Origin of the sequence: Bradyrhizobium sp. (genome assembly GCF_036009065.1) — a bacterium.
Lineage (GTDB): Bacteria > Pseudomonadota > Alphaproteobacteria > Rhizobiales > Xanthobacteraceae > Bradyrhizobium.
The window spans coordinates 1-2,173 of sequence record NZ_DASYMN010000341.1; the positions used below are offsets into that span (position 1 = coordinate 1).

Sequence of the window (2,173 nt, forward strand, 5' to 3'; positions counted from 1 at the left end):
TTGCGGATGATCTCGGCCAGCGGAATGAACAGCAGCGTCTGCGGCACCAGGTAGGTGATGAAGATGCCGGTGCCGAGGCTGCCGGCGAAGGGAAAGTTCAGCCGCGACAGCGCATAGCCGGCGAACACGCCGCACACCAGCGAGATCGCGGTGGACGCCAGCGCGATGAACATCGTGTTCCACAGCCACGATGCGAACAGCGTTTCTTCGAACAGGTACCGGACGTGATCGAGGGTCGGTTTCCAGGTCCAGAACGGATTGTAATTGACCGCATTCCAGGGCCGGTACAACTCGCCATCCGGCCGCACCGAGGTGATCACCATCCAGTAGAACGGAAACAGCAGGAAGATCAGGAACAGCGCCATGGGCGCGTAGAAGAACACCCACTTTCTCCACAGGGCACCTTCGATCATGGCTCAGCGGACCTCGACGCGGCGGATGTAGAGAAGCTGGATGAGGACGACCAGGAACAGGATCGGGAACATGGCGAGCGAGATCGCGGCGCCCTCGCTCAGCAGGCCGGTGCCGACGCCGATCTGGTAGGCGTAGGTGGCGAACAGATGCGTCGCGTTGGCAGGTCCCCCGCCGGTCATGACATAGACGATCTGGAAGTCGGCAAACGTCTGGATGATCGAGAACAGCACCACGACCATGGTTACCGGCAGCAGCAGCGGCCAGGTGATGTACCAGAACCGCTGCAAGGGTTTGGCGCCGTCGATGGCCGCGGCCTCGTTGAGCTCGGGACTGATGGTCTGCAGCCCCGCGAGCAGGCTGATGGCGAAGAACGGCACGCCGCGCCAGATGTTGACCACGATGATGGAAATCATCGCGAGATCCGGATCGCCCAGCCAGTTGATGCGGCCGGTGATCAGGCCGAAATGGTAGAGCAGCCAGTTGAGAACGCTGAAGGTCGGGTCGAACATCCACTTCCAGGCGAAGGTCGACAGCACCGTTGGAATGATGAAAGGCAGCAGGATAAAGGCGCGGGTAAAAGCCTTGCCGCGGAAATTGCGGTTGAGCAGCATGGCCAGCCACAGCCCGAGCGCCAGCTTAAAGACGGTGGTCACGCCGGTATAGAGGAAGGTGTTGTAGACCGAGGTGTGGAAGATCCCGTCATTCCAGATCTTGTAGTAGTTGGCGAGACCGACGAAGTCGCCGGGCACGCCCACGCGCGAGTTGGTAACGGAAAGCAGGATGCCCCGCACAAACGGATAGGCAATGAACATGCCGAGCAGCACCATGGTCGGCACCAGCAGCACGAACGCGAGCCAGCGCTCGTCCTCAAGCAGCCGGAGCCTGGGCCGCGGCGCCTGCGGCATGTAGACCTGGGTTTCAGCGATCGCCATTTCTTGAAGTTATTACCTCTTAAAACTTCACCTCGATCCGCGCGCCGACCGGCGCGACATGCGAAATCTTACGGCTCGTCCGGGCACTCGAAAGCAGCGCGCCCAGCCCCTGGATCGCGCCGCCTCCCGGCGGAACCGGCGCGACCAAGCTGCGCGTGTGCGTTCAAACGTAGATCTTCTTCAATTCGCTTTCCGCCCATTTGACGGCGTCTTCCGGCGGCATGCCTTGCACGGCCTTCGCGTACATGTCGGTGATGATGTATTTGGAGAGCACCTCGGCCGCCTTGGCGTTCGACGGACCGGCGAAGCCTGGCGTGCGCGCGAGCTTTCCCGCGATCTTGAAGGGCTCCATGACCGGATCGTCGGTCCACACCTTGTGCTTTTCCCATTCGGGGGTGCACGGCGTGGCAAAACCCTTCTGCGAGACGAACCACTTCTCGTACACCGGCTTGGAGTGCGCCCAGCGCAGGAAGTCCTTTGCGGCCTTCTCGTTCTTCGAGTAGGTCGGCAGCACATGCGAGTGGTAGGTGTGCATGGAGAACTGCCCGGCCGGCCCCTTGGGCAGCGCCGCGTGCAGGATGTCGGTCTTTAGCTGCGCGCCCTTTTCGCTGATGTATTTGTCGGGATTGCGCAGCGACTCGATGTAGATCGAGGCGCCGTTGAGCGTCGCCGCAATGGTCTGCGACAGGAACGCGCGGTTGTTGTTGGTGTCGTCCCAGGCAAGGCCGCCCTCGTCATGCGCGTCCTTCCAGAAGCCGGTCATGAACTTGACCGAGTCGAGCGTCTCCTTGCTGTTGATCACCACCTTGCCGCTTTCGTCGACTTCC

General features: G+C 61.5%; 2 protein-coding genes and 1 pseudogene. All 3 read right to left on the minus strand.

What is annotated here, in order from left to right; all coding sequences use genetic code 11:
• A pseudogene (locus VGP39_RS20995) lies at positions 1-413 on the minus strand (carbohydrate ABC transporter permease); the annotation flags it as partial.
• A 3-nt stretch (positions 414-416) separates the two neighbouring features.
• Positions 417-1,346: a sugar ABC transporter permease gene (locus VGP39_RS21000; RefSeq protein WP_327570016.1), complete on the minus strand. Its 930-nt coding sequence runs from the start codon at positions 1,344-1,346 to the stop codon at positions 417-419.
• A 163-nt stretch (positions 1,347-1,509) separates the two neighbouring features.
• Positions 1,510-2,173 (minus strand): extracellular solute-binding protein (locus VGP39_RS21005; protein ID WP_327570017.1); only part of this gene is annotated, 664 nt, incomplete at its 5' end.